General features: G+C 64.7%; 12 protein-coding genes. 6 read left to right on the top strand and 6 right to left on the bottom strand.

Annotated features, from left to right (window positions below):
• The first annotated feature begins 321 nt into the window (after nucleotides 1–321).
• From QZ281_RS09465 to QZ281_RS09455, 3 genes are all read left to right on the top strand, one after another.
• The gene (locus QZ281_RS09465) at nucleotides 322–2976 is read left to right on the top strand and encodes a TonB-dependent receptor (RefSeq protein WP_292227595.1); all 2655 of its coding nucleotides are present in this window, start codon (nucleotides 322–324) and stop codon (nucleotides 2974–2976) included.
• A gap of 96 nt (nucleotides 2977–3072) precedes the next feature.
• Entirely contained in the window at nucleotides 3073–5370 is a 2298-nt protein-coding gene (gene bglX, locus QZ281_RS09460; RefSeq protein ID WP_292227592.1) for a beta-glucosidase BglX, read from the top strand.
• 80 nt (nucleotides 5371–5450) lie between these two features.
• Nucleotides 5451–6209 (top strand): NRDE family protein, encoded by a 759-nt coding sequence (locus QZ281_RS09455; RefSeq protein WP_292227589.1) that lies wholly within the window; start codon nucleotides 5451–5453, stop codon nucleotides 6207–6209.
• 6 nt (nucleotides 6210–6215) lie between these two features.
• Here the strand turns inward: QZ281_RS09455 and QZ281_RS09450 are convergent, their stop codons facing one another.
• The 4 genes from QZ281_RS09450 to QZ281_RS09435 all read right to left on the bottom strand — a co-directional run bounded on the left by QZ281_RS09450 (nucleotide 6216) and on the right by QZ281_RS09435 (nucleotide 12187).
• Complete coding sequence (locus QZ281_RS09450; protein ID WP_292227586.1) at nucleotides 6216–6884, bottom strand: hemolysin III family protein; 669 nt, start codon at nucleotides 6882–6884, stop codon at nucleotides 6216–6218.
• 100 nt (nucleotides 6885–6984) lie between these two features.
• Complete coding sequence (locus QZ281_RS09445; protein WP_292227583.1) at nucleotides 6985–8769, bottom strand: acyl-CoA synthetase; 1785 nt, start codon at nucleotides 8767–8769, stop codon at nucleotides 6985–6987.
• 218 nt (nucleotides 8770–8987) lie between these two features.
• Nucleotides 8988–10343, bottom strand: a complete 1356-nt coding sequence (locus QZ281_RS09440; protein ID WP_292227580.1) for a sigma-54 dependent transcriptional regulator — start codon at nucleotides 10341–10343, stop codon at nucleotides 8988–8990.
• On the bottom strand, nucleotides 10343–12187 hold the full coding sequence (locus QZ281_RS09435; protein WP_292227578.1) for an ATP-binding protein: 1845 nt from the start codon (nucleotides 12185–12187) through the stop codon (nucleotides 10343–10345). The genes QZ281_RS09440 and QZ281_RS09435 overlap by 1 nt, the downstream gene beginning before the upstream one ends.
• A gap of 230 nt (nucleotides 12188–12417) precedes the next feature.
• Between QZ281_RS09435 and QZ281_RS09430 the strand changes: the two genes are divergently transcribed.
• The 3 genes from QZ281_RS09430 (at nucleotide 12418) to QZ281_RS09420 (ending at nucleotide 18280) form a co-directional block, all read left to right on the top strand.
• Nucleotides 12418–13776: a dicarboxylate/amino acid:cation symporter gene (locus QZ281_RS09430; protein ID WP_292227575.1), complete on the top strand. Its 1359-nt coding sequence runs from the start codon at nucleotides 12418–12420 to the stop codon at nucleotides 13774–13776.
• A gap of 65 nt (nucleotides 13777–13841) precedes the next feature.
• Nucleotides 13842–16889 carry a TonB-dependent receptor gene (locus QZ281_RS09425; protein ID WP_292227572.1) on the top strand — a complete coding sequence of 1016 codons (3048 nt, stop codon included), beginning with the start codon at nucleotides 13842–13844 and terminating at the stop codon, nucleotides 16887–16889.
• A 20-nt stretch (nucleotides 16890–16909) separates the two neighbouring features.
• A complete protein-coding gene (locus QZ281_RS09420) occupies nucleotides 16910–18280 on the top strand; it encodes a hypothetical protein (RefSeq protein WP_292227569.1) in 1371 nt (456 codons plus the stop codon).
• A gap of 67 nt (nucleotides 18281–18347) precedes the next feature.
• Here QZ281_RS09420 and QZ281_RS09415 read toward each other — a convergent pair whose 3' ends face one another.
• Both QZ281_RS09415 and QZ281_RS09410 read right to left on the bottom strand, forming a co-directional pair.
• Complete coding sequence (locus tag QZ281_RS09415; protein ID WP_292227567.1) at nucleotides 18348–19025, bottom strand: TetR/AcrR family transcriptional regulator; 678 nt, start codon at nucleotides 19023–19025, stop codon at nucleotides 18348–18350.
• A partial coding sequence (locus QZ281_RS09410; protein ID WP_292227565.1) for a hypothetical protein occupies nucleotides 19022–19211 on the bottom strand: 190 nt, incomplete at its 5' end. The genes QZ281_RS09415 and QZ281_RS09410, both read right to left, overlap by 4 nt.

Genomic DNA, 19211 nt, shown 5'->3' with positions numbered 1-19211 from the left:
GGCAGGGCGAGGGCGGCGACGGCGGCCAGCGGGCCGAAGCGGGCGAACAGTGAAGGCATGGGTGAACCACCTTGGCAGCGGCGAGGGCGGCGCTTTGTGGCCGTCCGGGAACAGTCAGGCTAGCCCCAAGCTATTTGGTTATGCAATCGCTCAAATAGTTCTTGACCTGTTTTTTGAAATCGCGGAACCTCAACTCACAATCTGGGACGACGGCTCAACCGTTGCCGGAAACGACAGTCTGATCGGGCACCCGCCCGGCGGATCAATATCCAGGAAAGACCCGCGAAGGCGGGCAGGTCGAAACGACCTGGGGGAAAACAGATGCGCAACGCACCCTTGAACACACGGCTTCTGGCCACGACAGCGATGGTCGTGCTCGGTCTGTCCGCCGCCGGAGCCGCTTCGGCTCAGACCACGCCCGCGTCCGACGGCGCAGCGGCGACCGAGGTTGATGAAATCGTCGTCACCGGCACTCTGCTGCGCGGCGTGGCGCCGACCGGCACCAATGTGGTCAGCATGGGCCGTCAGGACGTGATCGCCACGGGCGCCGCCTCGTCCAACGACCTGCTGGCGCGCATTCCGCAGATTTCCAGCGCCTTCAACACTGCGCCCCAGCCGGGTGCGACCATGGCCCTGCCGATCAACCGTCCGAACATCCGCAATCTGGGCGCCTCGGGCGGTTCGACCACCCTGGTCCTGCTGAACGGCAACCGTATGGTCGGCGCAGGCATCCTGCAGACCTCGCCCGATCCCTCGGTCATTCCGCCCGGCGTGCTGGAGCGGGTTGAAGTGATCCCGGACGGCGGTTCGTCCATCTATGGCTCGGACGCCATCGGCGGCGTGGTCAACTTCATCACCCGCAAGAAGTTCGAAGGCATCGAGGCCACGGGCCGTTACGGCGTGGGCGACGGCTATGACCAGTTCGACCTGAACCTGACGGGCGGCAAGTCATGGGACGGCGGTTCAGCCATCATCTCGTACGCCTATGCCCAGCACAGCAACATCTCCGGCGCGGATCGCGACTATTTCACTCAGGATCTGACTTCGCGCGGCGGCGGTGATTACCGTAGCAAGTCCTGCTCGCCGGGTACGATCACCACGCTTGCGAATGGTGACTATGTGCTGCCGGGACGGACGCCTGGGAGCAATTTCTGTGACGCGGCCAAGGTCATCGACTTCTACCCGGAAGAAGAGCGCCACAGCCTGTTCGCCACTGTCAGCCAGACGGTCAATGATCGCCTGTCTCTGGACGCCACGGCCTATTATTCTCAGCGCGAGACCACGCGTCGCGGCGTGTCTGTGGCGGAAGGGACGGGGCTAGCCGGTGGCGGCTTGATTACAGCCATGAACCCCTACTTCAAACCCGTCGCTTTCGAGTTCCTCCATAACGTCAGCTTGAACTATGATGACGCCTGGGGTGGCTCTCTACCGAAGAACAACAGCCGCTTCACCTCGGCTGGTTTTACGCCGTCGCTGACCTATCAGATCAATGACGACTGGCGCCTGAAGGCTTCGCTGAACTGGGGGCGCAGCACCAATCAGGTCCGCAGCTGGGCCATTAACACGACGGCGGAAGCTGCTGCTCTGGCCGGAACCACGGCGGCGACGGCGCTGAACCCCTATAATGTCGGTGCGACCAATGCGGCGGTGCTGAAGGGCATCATCGATTATCAGAACTACGCTCACTCGGTTCAGGAAATCCGTGAGGCGCGCGCGGTCGTTGACGGCAATCTGTTCACCTTGCCTGCCGGCGACGTGAAGCTGGCTGTCGGCGCCGAATATCACGAAGAGACCCTGAAGGCGCAGCAGGGCAATGGCGCCCCGTCGGCCCTGAATCTGGTGCGTTCATCGACCAGCCGTGATGTGAAGTCGGTGTTCGCCGAAGTCCTGGCGCCCGTATTCAACAGCCCGAGCATGGGGGCGTTCGATCTGTCGGCGTCGGTTCGCTATGACAGCTACAGCGATGTGGGTGACACCACCAACCCCAAGATCGGCTTCAACTATCGTCCGATCTCGACCCTGACCTTCCGCGGCAACTGGGGAACCTCGTTCCATGCGCCCAGCCTGGCTGACATGGGCAACGGAGTTGACACCCGCCTCCAGGTTTTACGCTTCAGCGTGCTGCTGCCTGATCCGCAGCCGGGGGAGATCGCACGTCCTACCCTTGTCCTGGCAGGCGGCAACGCTGACCTGAAGCCTGAAACGGCAGACACCTGGTCGCTGGGCTTCGACTGGCGTCCTGAGGGTGCGCTTGAGGGCCTCACCGCCAGCGTCACCTACTATAATGTGGCGTTCCAGGATGCGATCGGCGTGACGCCAGTCGGTCGAGGCTCTTTCTTCACGAATCCGGGCTTTGCCTCTTTGTTCATCCGGGACCCGAAACTGCCGGCGCTGCTGGCTAGGGTAGGAGGGTTGCCTGTCGATGGCGCGCCCAGTCTGGAGTCGCTTTATGCACCAGGCGTCCTGACGCCAGCCATCTTCTTCGATGCACGTCGTCATAACTTCGGCACGCTGGATGTCGATGGCATCGACTTCAGCCTGCGCTATGCGCGTCCTGCCTCGTTTGGATTGTGGCACGTCGGTCTGGCCGGGACCTATGGCCTGAACCGCGAAAGCCGTCTTTCCAAACAGGACCTTAAGATCAACGAGTTCAAGAACGGCACGGGACGTTACTCGCTGGTCGCATCCGGCGGCCTGATCTCGGGTGCCTTCGCTGGGGAGTTGACGGTCAATCACAACTCGTCGGCGGACCTGATGGGTGTGCCTAACCAGAACAAGGTCAGTGGCTTCACCACCGTCAACCTGTTCGGTTCGTATGATCTGGGCCTCAGCGGCGCCTTCAACGACACCACGGTGACGCTGAACATCGACAATCTCTTCGATGAAGAGCCGCCATACTACAATGGGGTCGGCGGCACATCTAACGGCTCGACCCTGGGTCGCGTGGTTTCGATCGGCCTTCGCAAGACCTTCTAACCTGAGCTGATCGGCTCTCCCGGGCCGTCCTGCTTGCTGACTGGCCGATGTGGATCAGCGTCCACATCGGCCTTCTTTTTTACTGGGGTGCGTCTGATGCAATCGCGACTTCTGAAACGTCTTCTTGTCGGTGTCGCCGTGTGCAGCCTGACCGGAACCTCCGTGATTGCCGGACCGGTCGCACCTGTATCCGCTGCTGCGCCGGTCGCCGCAGTTGCACAGTCGCCGGAAGCCCGCGCCGACGCCCTGATCGCGCGCATGACGCTGGAGGAGAAGGTCGGCCAGGTCAGCCAGCAGTTCGTGCTGGGCAGCGCCGCGCCGGTCGAGACGCGCGTGAAGGCCGCCCAACTGGGGTCGGTGCTATTCGTACGCGACCCGGTTGTCGTGAACCGGATTCAGAAGATGGCTGTGGAGGAGACCCGGTTGGGCATCCCGCTGCTGTTCGGATACGACGTCATCCACGGCTTCCGCACTGTCTTCCCCGTGCCGCTGGCGATGGCGGCGACCTGGAATCCTGGTCTGGTCGAACAGTCCCAGAGCGTGGCGGCGCAGGAAGCCCGCGCATCGGGCATCCACTGGACCTTCGCCCCCATGCTGGACCTGACACGTGATCCGCGCTGGGGCCGCATCGTCGAGGGACCGGGTGAAGACCCCTATCTGGCCTCGGTTCTGGCGGCGGCGCAGGTGCGTGGTTTTCAGGGCGAGACCATAGGCGCACCCGGCCATGTGCTGGCTGGCCCCAAGCATTTCCTGGGCTATGGCGCGTCTGAGGGTGGGCGTGATTATGACAGCGTGAACCTGTCGGACACCCAGCTTTACAACGTCTATCTGCCGCCCTTCATCGCCGCCATCGACGCGGGCGCAGCCAATGTCATGAGCGCCTATATGGAGCTGAACGATGTGCCTGCGGTGGCCAACGACGGGCTGTTGAACGGTCTGTTGCGTGACGAACTGGGCTTTGACGGGTTTGTCGTCTCGGACGCCAATGGCGTGCGCAGCCTGATCCCGCAGCATTTCGCCACCGACGCCACCGATGCCGCCATCCGCTCGATCCGCGCGGGCAACGACATGGAAATGGCGATGGGGACGGGGGCCTTTGACAATCTGGTCGCCGCCGCCCGCGAGGGGCGTCTGGACGAGGCGGTCGTGAACCGCGCCGTGCGTCGCGTCTTGATCGCCAAGTTCAAGATGGGGCTGTTCGAGAACCCCTATGTGGACGCCTCACTGACCGAGTCCGTGCTGACGGCGCCTGATCACCGCGTGCTGGCGCGTCAGGCGGCGGAGCAGGCGATGGTTCTGCTGCAGAACAAGGACGGCGCCCTGCCGCTGGTGCGCGGCGCGCATCAGCGTGTCGCGGTCATCGGTCCGCTGGCGGATTCGCCCGTCGATACGGTCGGTCCCTGGGCGTTCGCCGACAAGACCGATGAGACGGTCACCATCTACAAGGGCTTGAAGGCCAAGCTGGAAGGCGCGGCGCAGGTTGAGACGGCGCCGGGCGTGCAGATTCGTCGCGGTACACCGTCGATGTTCTCGGCTATGCGGCCCATGCCTGCGCGCTGGGATGCGGCCAAGGCCGAGGCGGAATATGCGCGGGCTCTGGAACTGGCCCAGCGTTCGGACCTGATCATCCTGACGGTCGGCGAAGACTATTACATGAGCGGCGAACAGGCCTCGCGCGTGTCGCTGTCCCTGCCGGGCGAACAGCAGAAGCTGATCGACGCCGTAACCGCTCTGGGCAAGCCGGTCGTGATGGTGATGGTCAACGGCCGTCCGCTGGATATCCGCCGGGCCGCCACCCAGGTTCCGGCCATTCTGGAGGCCTGGCATCCGGGTTCGGAAGGCGGCGCGGCGGTCGCCAATGTGCTGTATGGCGATGTGAACCCCGGCGGCAAACTTCCGATCACCTGGCCACGCGATGCGGGGCAGATCCCGCTGTACTACGCCCACAACCGCACCAAGGACCCGGCCACGGCGGCGACCCGTTACTGGGACGAGGCGTCCACGCCGCTTTATCCGTTCGGTTATGGGCTCAGCTACACCGACTTCAAGTTCTCGGACATCGCCGTGAACCAGCCGGTTGTGGCGGCGAATGGGCAACTGACCGTGACCGCCGTCGTGACCAACACCGGCGCGCGGGCGGGGGATGAGACGGCCCAGCTATATATCCATCAGCGGGCGGGGCGGGCGACACGTCCGGTGCGTGAACTGAAGGGCTTCCAGCGTGTCACCCTGGCGCCGGGAGAAAGCCGCACCCTGACCTTCACGCTGGGCGAGGCCGAGCTGAAATACTGGAGCGGGGCCGAGCGCAAATGGGTGGTCGATCCCGGCGTGTTCGACATCTGGATCGGCGGCGACTCGCGTGCCGAACTGACCACCACATTCGAAGTGCGCTGAGCCATTATTTCGTGATGTGACGCGGCGATCTCAGGCTCGTAAGCCGAGGGCATGACTGTCCTTGATGAGCGGAGATCGCCATGTGCGTCCTGGCACTAGCCTGGCAAGCGCACCCGCGCTGGCGTCTGGTGCTGGCGGGAAACCGGGATGAGCTTCATGCCCGGCCTGCTGATCCGCTGGGGCGATGGGCGGGCGCTGAACACCTTATCGCCGGGCGTGATCGGCTGTCTGGCGGGACGTGGCTGGGCGTGTCGGAGCTGGGGCGTCTGGCGGTCGTGACCAATCTGCGCGGCTTTGGAGGGCCCAAGATTGACGCGCCGTCACGCGGCCTGTTGCTCAGCGACATGCTGCGCGGAGCGGGAGAGTTCGCCGATCCGACGGATGCCGAACTGGAGCGTTTCAGCCCCTTCAACCTGATCCGCGTCATCGGCGATGTGGCGACCTTCTGGACCAATCAACCAGAGCCGCAGCGGCAGGATCTGACGCCCGGCGTCTATGGCCTGTCGAACGGACAGTTGGATGAGCCGTGGCCCAAGACAGTGCGGTTGAAGGCCATCTTGTCGGATTGGCTGGCGAACAGTGATGATCCCGATGGGCTTCTGGACGGTCTGCACGAGGATCGTCTGGAGCAGGAGGGTGTGGTCCCGGCTGATCCGTCGGATGCGCCATGGGAGCCGCGCGTGTCGCCCATCTTTATCCGCAATCCGCAGTACGGCACGCGGTGCAGCACAGTGGTGATGATCGATGCGCAGGGACGCGGTCTGATCACTGAGCGGCGTTTTGACGCCGACGGAACGGCGACAGGCCAGACGGCGCTAAGGTTCGACTTTCCGGCCTGAAGCGGCCTAGTGCGAGCCGTTCAGCAGGACCACGCCGACCAGAACGGCGGCCCAGTGGACGCTGGCGGCGGCGACGACGTGGCCGTGCCAGATGGCGCGGAAATACTTCAGCCGCTTCTGCACATAGAATAGGACGCCCGACATATAGACCAGCCCGCCGATGCCGAGCAGCAGTAGGGCCACCCATGAGCCGTGGGCCAGCATCGGTTTGAAGGCCAGCAGCACCAGCCAGCTTAGCGCCACATAGATGGCGACCCAGAAACCGCGCCCCAGACCCGGCAGGAACAGCTTGCCCAGCGCGCCAAGCGACGCCAGCGTCCAGATGGTCGCCGTCATGGCTATGGCCCAGGCGCCGGTCAGGGTATGGGTGGTGAAGGGGGTGTAGGAGGCGGCGATCATCAGGAAGATGCCTGCGTGATCCAACCGGCGCATCATCGGCTGCCACGACGGCTTGGCGAAATTATAGGCGGTCGAAAAGCCCAGCATCGCCAGAAGGCCCACGGCATAGACGCTGACTGCCGCGATTACGCCGACATCGCCGCGCGCCACTGACATGCCCAGCAGCACGCCGCCGCCGAACAGGGCGAACCCAAGCCCGACCAGATGCACGACTAGGTCGGCTATCCGCGCGGCGCGGGTCGGATAATGGCTGGCTGGTTTGACGACTTCCGTCATGTCACCGATCCCGATTTCGGCACAGAGGGCCACGACGACCCTCTGTGCAGAGACGATAGCTGAGGTTCATGGCGGGACAACGACATAGATGGGGTAGGGCTCAGCCCAGCCGTTCCTGGTCGATGCGGCGCAGTTCAGGCTTGAACACCTTGCCGATGGCGGTCAGAGGCAGGGTCGGCAGGATGTAGATGGCCTTGGGCCGGGCGGAGCGTTCCATGATCCGCTCGTCAGCGAAGGCCAGAAGCGCCGCCTCATCCACCGTCTGGCCGGGCTTCAACTCAACATAGACGACGGGCACTTCGCCCGCATGTTCATCCGCCCGTCCTATGGCCGCCGCCAATGCGACGGCGGGGTGGGCGTAGAAGGCGTCTTCAATCATCGCCGGATCGATATTATGGCCGCCGCGAATGATCACATCCTTGGTCCGGCCCTTCAGCCACAGGTATCCGTCCGCATCCAGCGCGCCCAGATCGCCGGTGTTCAGCCATTGGGCGTCATCGCTGTCGGTCAGCCACAGGCCCTTGTTCTGGGCCTCGATGCGATAGCCCAGGAAGACGTTGGGGCCGGACAGGGCGATGGTGCCCGTTTCACCGATGGCGGCGTCGCGCACCCATTTGTCCTGATCGTCCAGCACGGCGATGCGGGTGGACTGGAAGGGCAGGGGCAGACCGACGGAGCCCGCCTTGCGCACCCCATCAAGCGGATTGACGCTGGCCACGCAGGTGGCTTCGGTCAGGCCATAGCCCTCGAGGATGCGAATGTCGGTCGCCTGTTCGAACTGGGCGATCAGTTCGGGCGCCATGGGTGCGGCGCCGCAGATGGCGAACCGCAGGCTGGACAGGTCTTTGCCCTTGGGCGAGGTCTGCATAAGGCTGGAAAACAGGGTTGGCACGCCGCTGAAGAAGCTGACGCGGTGCTGTTCGACGATGTCCCAGAACAGCGGGATCAGGCCGGGGCCGCGATAGCCCTGTGGCGTGCCCAGCAGAACGTGGCCGCCCGTGAGCAGCGGGGAAAGTCCGGTCACCAGCGCGCCGTTGACGTGGAACAGCGGCAGGCCGGCAAAGATGACTTCGCCGGGGGCCAGACCGTCGCCCAGCATCCGGGTGCTCATGAAGGTGTTGGCGACTTCGTTGGCGTGGGTCCGCATCGCCAGCTTGGGCGCGCCGGTCGAACCGCCGGTGCCGAAATAGGAGGCGACGTCATCACCCTTGGGCGTGCGCCCGGATTCCAGCCGATCCCCGGCCACGCCTGCAATCGCCTTGTGATAGCGCGTCACGTGGATGCCGGGGCGCAGGGGTTTGGCCGCGCGCACCAGTTGGGCCTGTTTCAAGCGCGCGGGCAGGGCCTTCCAGCCCAGCACGCTTTGCGCCAGATCAACGGTGACCAGATCGGTCACATCGGGGGATTCCGCGACTGCGGCGCTGACCTTTTCGTAGAGGTCGCTGCCCGGGAAGGGGGCGACAGTGACGACTATTCTGGCCTTGGCGGCACGCACAAGGTCGGCGATGCCGCCGGGTTCCAGCAAGGGGTTGATCGGCAGGGCGATGCCCGCCGCCTCTCCGCCCCAAAGGCAGAAATAGGTCTCTGGCAGGTTGGGCAGGACCAGGGCGACGACATCATCATGCCCGACGCCCAGTCGGTGAAACAGGTTGGCCGTGCGGGTCACCGCCTCGAAATAGCGGCGGAACGTCCATGAGGAGGTGCGCCTGTGCGCCTTGGCCTCAAGAAAGAAGCTCAGGGCTTTCGCATCGCCGAATCTGTCCGCTGCACGCTGGATCAACGCATAGGTGGACTGTGGCAGGTCGTCGGGCCAGCCCTGCGACGTGATCTGCTGGACGGCATTCCAGTCGGCGAGCGGGGCGGCGATTTTTACGGCTGCATTCATGTTCAGATCTCGCCGCCGCCAAGCGTTGGACCCGCCTTGCGACATCTAGTGTGTGGCCGTGGCAAGCACGCGTGGGCTTGCGCTCAAGCTTAAGTCAGCTGGAGCGGTCGCGAACATGTAAGGTTCAGATCAATCGATCAAGTCGCGGCGGCCCATCAAGTGATGGATTCTGTAATCGACTGGCGATACGCGTGATCTTGTTCGCTGATGGGTTGTTTCTATTCGCTCGAAATCTTTCCCGTGCGGAAACTTGACGCCTTCAGTCCGTGTCGGGCCAGTTTATCGTAGAGGGTTTTGCGCGGGATTTTCAGGCGACGCTGCACCTCGACCATGTCGCCTGCGGTGTCGCTCAGGGTGTCGGCCAGCACCTGGGCTTCGAAGCGGGCGACGCGTTCGATCAGGCTGAGATCCAGTTCCGCCTGCGCCGCATCGACCTGTTCCAGACCCAGGGCGAAGCGTTGGGCGAAATGGGCCAGTTCGCGGATATTGCCGGGCCAGTCGGCCTCCAGCAGGCGCGAACGCACAGCGTCGGTCACCGGCGGGGTTGCTGCGCCGGGCGCGGTCGGGGCGCGAGCCAAGAGGTGAGCGAACAACAGGGGAATGTCCTCGCGACGCTCCTTCAGCGGCGGCACGCGCAGACGTACGACATTTAGGCGATAGAACAGGTCTTCGCGCAGGCGGCCCTCTTCGACCGCGCGGGCTGGATCGCTCTTGACCGAGGCCAGGACGCGCAGGTCCAGAACACGGGCTTCATTGGCCCCGATCGGATGGACCTCGCGCTCCTCCAGCACCCGCAGCATCTTGACCTGCACCGTCAGCGGCATGCTCTCGACCTCGTCGAGGAACAGCGAGCCGTTGTGCGCCCGTTCGACGTATCCGACACGGCGACGCAGGGCGCCCGCGAACGCGCCCAGTTCGTGGCCGAACAGTTCGCTCTCCACCATGCCGTCGGGCAGGGCGCCGCAGTTGACGGCGACGAAGGGATGCGGACGACGACGGCCCCCGTTGTGCAGGGCGCGGGCGACCGCCTCCTTGCCCACGCCGGTGTCGCCTTCGATCAGCACATCCATGCGGGCGTCGGCGATCTGGGCGATGGTGGCGCGCAGCGAACGGATGGCGCGGCTCTCGCCCAGCAACGGCAACTCCACCCCCGCTTCTGACGACAGGGCGGCGAGGCGGCGGTTGTCCATCACCAGCGCCCGCTTCTCCATCGCCCGTTTCAGGCTGTCGTGCAGGCGGTCGAAGGCGAAGGGCTTGGCCACGAAATCATAGGCGCCGTCCCGCATGGCCGCGACGGCCTCGGCGATGTCGCCATGGCCGGTGATCAGGAGGACTGGCAGGGCGGGGTCCAGCACCTGAAGCCGGGTCAACAACTGGCGGCCGTCCATGCCGGGCATCCGCAGGTCGGTGACCACCACGCCGGGGAAGTCGGCGGTGAGGGTTTTCAGCGCAAGGTCGGCGGTGCGGAAGGCCTGAACCTCAAACCCTTCCAGAGACAGGCGTTCTTGCAGTGCGTTGCGGAAATCCTCGTCGTCCTCGACCAGGGCGACAGCGGTCAGGCGGGTGAATTCCATCAGGCGGCCTTCAGGGTGATGACGAACTCGGCGCCCGCGGGCGACGGACGCAGTGACAGTTCGCCGCCGAAGCTGGCGATGATGTCCCGGCAGATGACCAGCCCCAGCCCCAGACCGTTCGGCTTGCTGGTGACAAACGGGGTGAATAGCTGGTCGCGAATGTCGGCGGTGACGCCGGGTCCATTATCTGCGACGATCAGGTCGATCTCGGTCCCGCGATGCTGGATCGACAGGGTGATGACGGGCGAGGGGGTGTCCTCCAGCGCCTCCATCGCATTCTGCATCAGATTGACGATGACCTGCTCCAGCCGGAACCGGTCGCCCATGATTATCAGATTGGCGGGCGGCTTCTCGCGGACCAGTCGAACACCGAGTTGGCGCATCCGCCCGCCCAGCAGCAGCAGGGCGCCGTCGATGGCCTGGGGCAGTTGCACCGCCTCCAGCCTGGGCTCGGCCTTGCGGGAGAAGGCGCGAAGCTCCTGGGTGATGGCGCCGATCCGGGCGGTCAGGTCGCCGATCTTTTGCAACGGGCGGGCGGCCTTGGACGCCTGATCCCGCTCCAGATAGGCGGATGCGGTTTCGGCCTGTGTGCGGATGGCGGCGACGGGCTGGTTGATCTCGTGGGCCACGCCCGCCGCGATCTGACCCAATGCGGCCAGCTTGCCCGCCTGCACCAGTTCGTCCCGCAGAGCCTCACGCGCCGCCTCGGCCAATTGGCGTTCCTCGATCTGACGGTTCAGGGCCAGGTTGGCGTCGCTGAGATCCTGGGTCCGTTCGGCGATGCGGCGCTCCAGTTCGATGCGGGCGGCCTCGGTTGCCCGCTCTCGGGCGGCGGCCTGCTGGCGGCGGCGCAACAGCACGCCGCCGACGCCGAAGATCAGCGTCAGGATCAGCGCCGTCAGGGCGCGCGCGTTGGCGGTCGCCGTCTCAATGGCCCCGCGCGTCGGCGTCAGCAGGTGCAGGGTCCAGCCGGGCGTGACCGTATCGGCGCGGCTGTGCATCCAGTCACGCTCCACACCGCCGAGGGGCGCCTTGATCAGGCTAGGACGGTTGGTGTCGGGCGTCGTGAAAGGCAGGGGCGTCAGGGCTTCGTGTCCCAGTGTCTGATCGGCCAGCGTCAGTTGACGACTGGCCAGATCCAGCGGTTTCAGGGTGCGGAACCGCCATTCCGGCACGCTGGTGATCAGGATGACGCCGCCCGGGTCGACGACATAGGCGGGCTCGCCGGACGCTGACCATTCGGCCTCCAGCGCGTCGAACTCGACCTTGACCACGACGACGCCGACCGGGCGCCCGCGTGCATCATCGACGCGGCGCGACAGATAGAGGCCCGGGCGACCACTGACGGTGCCCAGAGCAAAGAACTCGGCCCGGCTGTTGCGCATTGCGCCGATGAAATAGGGACGGAAGCTGTAGTCGGCGCCGACGAAACTGGTCGGCAGGCGCCAGTTGCTGGCGGCGCGGGTCTGACCTTTGGCGTCGATGACATAGATGACCGCCGCCCGTGTCTGTCGGGCCAGTTCCTCCAGCTTGCGGTTGATCGGATCGGCGGTCGCGCCGGGCGCAGCGTCCAGCAGTTGAGCAATCTCTGGATCGGTGGCCAGCGCCAGCGGCAGGGATCGGTGCTTTTCAAGTTCGCTGCGCAGCACGGCGGCGTGCAGGGCGGCGGCGGCTTCGGATTGGCGGCCCAGTTCGGCGCTGGCGTCACGGCGCGCTGTCGCGCCCGCCAGATAGGCCGCGCCTGTGGTGACGATCAGCCATGTCAGGATCAGCGCGAACCACATCCGCCGCGAGCGGGTCCGCCAGAAGGCGAGGATTCGGAAATCAAAGCGACGAAACGGCATGTCTCAGTGTGCGATAATCCGCACAAAACGGCCACATATTTGCGCGATTTCACGCACATTTGTGATTGGTCGCACCCTGGTGGGTAGAAATTTCTATTCAAAAACAGAATGTTGATGCGCTTTCGGCCTTGGCTTGGCGATATGGTCAGCGCCCCTGAAACTGACCTTCAAGCGCGACACAGATTGCGCGGAGGAAATCGCGAGCCGGGCTCGCTGTCTGGAGCATTCACTTGATCCCCACCGCGTCCGCTGCGCCGGCGACTGTCGTCCGCCGTCCGTTTTATCGTCATCTGTATTTCCAGGTGCTGGTGGCCATCGCCCTGGGCGGGACCATCGGTCACTTCTGGCCGACCTTCGGTGAGAGCCTGAAGCCGCTGGGCGACGGCTTCATCAAACTGGTGAAGATGATCATCGCGCCGGTGATCTTCCTGACCATCGTCACCGGCATCGCCGGGATGCGCGACATCGGCCGGGTCGGCCGGGTTGCGGCCAAGGCCTTCGCCTATTTCCTGGTCTTCTCGACCCTGGCCCTGATCATCGGCCTGATCGTCGCCAATCTGGTCAAGCCGGGCCACGGCCTGAACATCGACCCCGCGACCCTGGATAAGGGCGCTGTCGCCCAATACGCCCAGGCGGCGCATGAGAGCACCCTGATCGGCTTCCTGATGGGCGTGATCCCGGACACGGTGGTCAGCGCGTTTTCGACCGGCAACATCCTGCAGGTCCTGTTCGTGTCGGTGCTGTTCGGTCTGGCCCTGGCCATGGTCGGTGATCTGGGCAAGCCGGTTCTGACCTTCCTGGAATCCGCCAGCGCCGCCTTCTTCAAGCTGGTCGGCATTCTGATGAAGGCCGCGCCCATCGGGGCGTTCGGGGCCTTCGCCTTCACCATCGGCGCCTATGGCATCGCCTCGGTCGCCAATCTGTTTGCGCTGATCGCCACCTTCTATCTGACCGCCATCATCTTCGTGGTCGGCGTGCTGGGTCTGGTCGCCATCGCCAACGGCTTCAACATCCTGAAGCTGATCCGCTACCTGAAGGAAGAACTTCTGCTGGTGCTGGGCACCTCGTCGTCGGAAGCGGCTCTGCCCAGCCTGATCTCCAAGATGGAGCGGGCAGGGGCGTCCAAGTCCGTCGTCGGTCTGGTGGTCCCGACCGGCTATTCGTTCAATCTGGACGGCACCAACATCTATATGACGATGGCGGCCCTGTTCATCGCCCAGGCGTTGAATATCGACCTGAGCCTGCAGGACCAGATCCTGCTGCTGCTGGTGGCCATGCTGTCGTCCAAGGGCGCGGCGGGCATTACGGGCGCGGGCTTCATCACCCTGGCGGCGACGCTGTCGGTGGTGCCCAGCGTGCCGGTCGCGGGCATGGCGCTGATCCTGGGCATCGACCGCTTCATGAGCGAGTGCCGGGCCCTGACCAACTTCATCGGCAACGCCGTGGCGACCATCGTCGTGGCCCGCTGGGAAGGCGAACTGGACCGTGACGCGCTGAAGGCCGCGCTGAACGGCGCCCCCACGCCTATCGCTGCACAACCCGATCCGGCCGCTGGGCCGGGCGATCCGACTGTCCTCGCAGACGACTGATCTGCCGGACGCATCTTGAGAGGGGGGACCGTCGATCAACGACGGCCCAAGAGGAGGAAAGAGCAATGAACAGACATTCGAAATTCGCTCTGTTGGCGACCACGGCTTCGGCTGTGACGCTGATGGCCGCTGGCGGCGCCTGGGCGCAGGCTGAACCCCTGGCCGCCGAGGGTGCGGCCCAGGTCGATGACATCGTCGTCGTCGGCACCAACATCCGCGGCGCCCGCACCACGGCGGCGCTGCCGGTGGTGGTCGCAGACCGCGAGCAGATTGAGGCCACCGGCGCCTCGACCGGCGACGAGTTGCTGCGCACCATTCCGCAGATGGGCGATGTTCAGTTCGACAGCTCCAGCGGCGCCCAGACCTCCAACTCGGCGCGTGGCGACGTGAACTCGGTCAACCTGCGCTCGCTGGGCGTGGGCAACACCCTGGTGCTGCTGAACGGCCGCCGCGTGGTGCAGCACCCGACCAGCCAGGGCACGTCCGACACCGGCACGGTGCCGGTGCTGAGCTACAACTCCAACGCCATCCCGGTGGCGGGGCTGGAGCGTCTGGAAGTTCTGCTGGATGGCGCAGCCGCCATCTATGGCGCGGATGCCGTGGCGGGCGTGGTCAACACCGTGCTGCGCGACAATATCGACGGCCTGTCGATCAGCGCCCGTTACGGCGGCGCTGAAGGCACGCAGATGCGCGACTTCGAAACCAACCTGTTCGCGGGCAAGAATTTCGACCGCGGCAATGTCTCGATCTTCGCCAACTACGCTTCGCGATCCGCCCTGTGGGCATCGGATCAGGACTTCACCCGGTCGGATGATCTGCGTGACCTGTTCTCGGGCTATCCCGATTTCGCAGGCGTTCAATCGCTGGACGGTCGTTCGTCGCATACGCCGTGGGCGCGCCTGTCTGTCGGGTCGCGCGCTGTGATCCGGTCCAATGGCGTGGCGGTGACCAATGCCGCGGGAGCCTTCCGTTACCAGCCGACCAGCTTCGGCTGTGGGGTCAGCGTTGGCAACGACATCTGCATCGCCAGCGGCAACCACAACTTTAACACGACCAACCGCGACATGCGGTACGATACCCGTCACGACACGACAGTGCGTCCGTCTGTCGAGCGGATGAACGTCTTCTTGACGGGACGTTACGACATCACCCCCGACGTCGAGGCCTTTGGCGAGATCGGTTATTACAGCGCCAGCAGCCGTGCTGTGCAGCCGCCGGTGGTCAACCTGAACCAGATCTGGATTCCGGCCAGCAACTACTACAACCCGTTCGGTCCCGTGACCTTTGCCAACGGTACGCTGAACCCCAATCGTCTGCCTGGCCTGACAGGTGTGCCGACGGGCGGCCTGCCGGTCCTGATGACCAACTATCGCTTCGTCGATACGGGCTTCCAGGTGGTCAAGGTCGACAACTATCAGGCGCGCCTGCTGGGCGGACTACGGGGTGAATGGCGCGGCTTTAACTGGGAAACGGCGCTGCTCTATTCGGAAGCCAAGGCGACCGACAGCTCGCCCAACATCAACATGACGGCGCTGCAGAAGCAGTTGGCCCTGTCCACGCCGGACGCCTACAACCCGTTCAGCGGCGGCTGCGTCGGCACCCCCAGCTATGGCGACTGCTCGCCCAGTTCACAGGCTGCGATCGACGCTATCGTCTTCGATATGCGCCGGGTTTCCAAGACGACCCTGAGCATGGTGGACTTCAAACTGTCGCGTGGCGATCTGTTCAACGTGCCCGCCGGGCAAGTGGGCATGGCCTTCGGCCTGGAAGCGCGTCGCGAAACCCAGAGCGACGACCGCGACGAGAACGTGGACGGCACCTACACCTTCACCGACATGGTGACGGGCGAGAAGAACCCGTCGAACGTCTCGGCCGTCAGCCCCAACCCGGACACCAAGGGCAGCCGCAACGTCTTCTCGACCTATATCGAGTTCGCCGTGCCGGTGATCTCGCCCGAGATGAACATCCCGCTGGTCCAGCGCGTCGATCTGCAGCTGGCCGGTCGCTACGAGCACTATTCGGACTTCGGTTCGGTCGCTAAACCCAAGATTGCTGCGGCCTGGGATGTGATCGACGGCGTGCGCGTACGTGGGTCTTATTCTCAGGGCTTCCGCGCCCCGAACCTGGAACAGACCAACGCCACCGAATATGGTCGTCTGGCCAGCGGCGTGGACTATGTGCGCTGTGAAGCGGACCTGCGCGCAGGCCGGATCACCAACTTCGCCCAGTGCTCGCAGAACACCTCGGGCGTGTCCCTGCTGGTGGCTGGTAACCCGGACCTGGAGCCGGAAGAGAGCACCAACACCTCGTACGGCCTGGTGTTGCAGCCGCACTTCATCCCGTCGCGCTTCGGCACGTTCACCTTCACTATCGACCGCTGGCGGATCGAGCAGGAGAAGATCGTCGGCCTGCTGGGCGCACAGACGGCTCTGGCGCTTGATTACCTGTATCGTATGCAGGGTCAGACCAATCCGCTGGTGAACCGCCGCGCGCCGACGCCGGAAGACATCCTGCTGTTCGACGGTTCCGGCCTGGCGCCTGCTGGCGATGTGGTTTCGATCAATGACCGCTTCATCAATCTGCAGCCGCAGACCGTTGCGGGTCTGGATGTGGCGATGAACTGGTCGCTGCGCCGCACGCGCTACGGCACCTTCACCGTCAATGCGAGCGCCTCCAAGCTGGAGAAGTTCACGCGTGATCCGGGCGATATCGTCAACGAACTGTACGCCGCGCGTGCAGCCGGCACGATCAATCCTGGCACCACCCTGCCGGACCCGAGCCAACTGATCGGCCAGAATGGACGGCCTGAATGGCGGGTCAACGCCAGCCTGACATGGCGCAAGGGGCCGTGGCGTGCGGGTGCGTCCAGCCAGTATGTCAGCGGCTTTGATCAACCCGGCCTGCTGGGCGCCTCGGGCACACCGTGGGAGGTTGACGGCCGCCAGACGATCAACGGCTATATCGACTACGCCTTCCCGGATGAAACCCGAGTCCGCCTGGGCGCGCGCGACCTGACCAATGAAGGTCCGCCGCTCGCCGACAACGGCTATCGCGGCACGGTCCACAGCCCGTGGGGCCGCTACTGGTACGTCAACGTCTCCAAGACGTTCTGACCCAAGGATAGGAGACGGCGATGACGGTTCGACGCGATTGGTTTCGTTGGGCGGTTCTAGGGGCGGCGTGTGTATTCGCCCCCGGTGCAGCCTTCGCCCAGAGTACGGTCCCGCAGCGTATCGCGGGCCAGGGCGGAACAACTCCGATAGCCTCAGCCGGGCCGTCGCCTGCCGAGGCCGCCTGTCCTGACACGCTGCCGCAAGGCACGCGCTGTTGGTCGGGGCAGGCGGCCAAGGGCGGCTTCTACTGGATCGCCGTGCCGTCAAACTGGAATGGCACCCTGATCGTCCATGCTCACGGCGGCCCGCGCACCGGGGCGCCCAAGATCGACGATCCGCTGGAGGACCTGAACCGGTTCTCGATGACGGTGAAAGAAGGCTTCGCCTGGGCGGGCGCCACCTATCGTCGGGGCGGATACGGCGTGCGGATGGCGGCGGAGGACACCAACGATCTGCGCCAGTTATTCTGGGATCAGTTCGGCCGTCCACGTCGCACCCTGCTGCATGGACAGTCGTGGGGCGGCAATGTCGCCGCCAAGGCCTCCGAGCTCTACGCCCGTGACGCCGAGGGCAAGGTGATCTGGGACGGCGTGGTCCTGACCAGCGGCGTGCTGGCGGGTGGCACGCAGGCCTATGGCTTCCGCGCCGATTTGCGCGCGGTCTATCAGTATTATTGCAACAACCACCCCCTGCCGAATGAGCCGCAGTATCCGCTGTGGCAGGGTTTGCCGGAAGGCGCGCGACTGACGCGCGCCCAACTGGCGGACCGTGTGAAGACCTGCACCGGCGTCGGCCTGCCCCAGGCCCAGCGGACTGCTATTCAGAAGCGTAATCTGGCCGATATTCTGGCGGTTACGGGTGTGGAGGAAGATCAACTGGTCGGGCACCTGGCATGGGGCACCTTCCTGTTTCGTGACATGGTCCAGCGGCGTCTGGATGGCCTCAATCCATTCTCGAATGCGGACACCGTCTATTCCGGGTCGCATGATGACGCGGCGCTGAATGCGGGCGTGCAGCGGTTCTCGGCCAATCCCATGGCGCTGGCGCGGCTGGGTTATGACGCCGACCTGTCGGGCCTGATCGTCGCGCCCACCCTGACCATCCATGGCAAATACGATCCGACGGCCTTCGTCTCGAACGAGGCTGTATATCGTGACCATGTCGCGGCTGCGGGCCGATCCGACCTGTTGGTGCAGACCTTCACCAACGAGACCAGCCACAGCGCCCTGCACGCCCCGGAATATGTGGCGATATTCGAAGCCATGATGGATTGGGTCGACAAGGGCAATAAGCCCAGCCCGACGTCGGTCGCCGCCCTCTGCGACGCAGCCAAGGGGCGCTATGATCAGGCCTGCGCCTTCGATGTCGATTTCATCCCGACGGCGCCCTGATCAACGGTTGCGGCTGACTGATCTGAAGGCGAGGGGGCGTTCTGCGGAGCGCCCCCTCGTTTCGTTTTCAGGTACGGCGGATGGCCTCGAACCCGCCCGTGAAGACGGCTTCCATCGCATCGCAGATGGCGACCATTTCCGATGACTTGCACAGGCCGCCAGACAGGGTGTCGATCCGTCCCGTCTGCGCCAGCGACAAGGTCAGCGAGCCGGACAGCAGATGATAGAACCAGTAGATCTGACGATCCGGCGTTTCAGGCGCGATCCGCTGCAGCACGCCGATGAAACGGTGGATCACCGGGTCGAAATGCTGGTGCATGGTGTCGCCGCCCCAGACCGGGGTGTTGTTCACCTGGGCGACCAGGGCTGCATAGTTCAGCCAACTGGGGTCGCCATCGAACAGGACGAACAGCGGGCGCAGGAAGGCGTCGATGGCCCCCCGTATGGTCATGTCGTCGCCGAACTCGGCCTCGTAGCGGTCCAGGCTGTCCAGACGCACCTTGTTCACCACTTCGGCGCGGCGCCCGAAGACGGTGGAGAACAGCCGGTTCTTGTCGTCGAAATAATAGTGCAGCAGGGCCGTATCGACGCCCGCCTCCTTGGCGACGGCCTTGAGGGTGACACCGTGAAGGCCGTCGCGCGCAAACAGGGCCTCGGCGGCGTCCAGAATGCGGGTGGTGGTCTCCTCGCGGCGTTGGGCCTTGGGTTTGGGCTTCGGCTTGGCGCGGGGCTTTGCGGTTGTCATCGCGACATCTTAGCCGACAAAAGGATGCGCAGGCGATCACGGGCGCGCAGAAGCAGGATCAGCACCTTGGCCTTGCGCGAATGGTGGTCCAGCGACGTCTTCCACCAGCCGCGTTTCACCTCACCGCCCGGTGTGGCGTTGAACACCATCCAGGCGTCCTTGACGGGATTATAGGCGGGCCAGGCC

The organism is Brevundimonas sp. (genome assembly GCF_018608325.1).
GTDB lineage: Bacteria > Pseudomonadota > Alphaproteobacteria > Caulobacterales > Caulobacteraceae > Brevundimonas.
Note: the sequence above shows the minus strand (reverse complement) of the source record. Positions and strands in the feature narration are given on the sequence as shown.

What these genes read in the sequence shown, in the direction of transcription:
- QZ281_RS09450 (WP_292227586.1), bottom strand. Translation starts at nt 6,884, where the DNA reads ATGACGGAAGTCGTCAAACCAGCCAGCCATTATCCGACCCGCGCCGCG.
- bglX (WP_292227592.1), top strand. Translation starts at nt 3,073, where the DNA reads ATGCAATCGCGACTTCTGAAACGTCTTCTTGTCGGTGTCGCCGTGTGC.
- QZ281_RS09420 (WP_292227569.1), top strand. Translation starts at nt 16,910, where the DNA reads ATGACGGTTCGACGCGATTGGTTTCGTTGGGCGGTTCTAGGGGCGGCG.
- QZ281_RS09415 (WP_292227567.1), bottom strand. Translation starts at nt 19,025, where the DNA reads ATGACAACCGCAAAGCCCCGCGCCAAGCCGAAGCCCAAACCCAAGGCC.
- QZ281_RS09445 (WP_292227583.1), bottom strand. Translation starts at nt 8,769, where the DNA reads ATGAATGCAGCCGTAAAAATCGCCGCCCCGCTCGCCGACTGGAATGCC.
- QZ281_RS09465 (WP_292227595.1), top strand. Translation starts at nt 322, where the DNA reads ATGCGCAACGCACCCTTGAACACACGGCTTCTGGCCACGACAGCGATG.
- QZ281_RS09435 (WP_292227578.1), bottom strand. Translation starts at nt 12,187, where the DNA reads ATGCCGTTTCGTCGCTTTGATTTCCGAATCCTCGCCTTCTGGCGGACC.
- QZ281_RS09425 (WP_292227572.1), top strand. Translation starts at nt 13,842, where the DNA reads ATGAACAGACATTCGAAATTCGCTCTGTTGGCGACCACGGCTTCGGCT.
- QZ281_RS09455 (WP_292227589.1), top strand. Translation starts at nt 5,451, where the DNA reads ATGTGCGTCCTGGCACTAGCCTGGCAAGCGCACCCGCGCTGGCGTCTG.
- QZ281_RS09440 (WP_292227580.1), bottom strand. Translation starts at nt 10,343, where the DNA reads ATGGAATTCACCCGCCTGACCGCTGTCGCCCTGGTCGAGGACGACGAG.